The 238-nt window shown below is 69.3% G+C and carries 1 pseudogene; it reads left to right on the top strand.

Features of this window, described 5'->3' with window-relative positions:
- Nucleotides 1–238: pseudogene (locus tag ACPYOG_RS20640) on the top strand (type I glyceraldehyde-3-phosphate dehydrogenase); the annotation flags it as partial.

Here is a 238-nt window from a genome sequence, read left to right as displayed (position 1 = left end):
CCCGGAGCTGAAGGGCAAGCTCGACGGCTTCGCGCTACGCGTCCCGGTGCCCACCGGCTCGATCACCGACCTCACCGCCACGGCATCGCGCCCGGTCACGGTCGATGAGGTCAAGGCCGCGTACAAGAATGCCGCCGAGGGTCCCCTCAAGTGCATCCTCAAGTACACCGACGATGAGATCGTCTCCAGCGACATCCCCTCCAACCCGCACCCCTCCACCCCCCCCCCCCCCCCCCCC

This window comes from Leifsonia sp. HAY1-4F (genome assembly GCF_056755275.1).
This window is presented reverse-complemented; position numbering and strand designations above follow the sequence as displayed.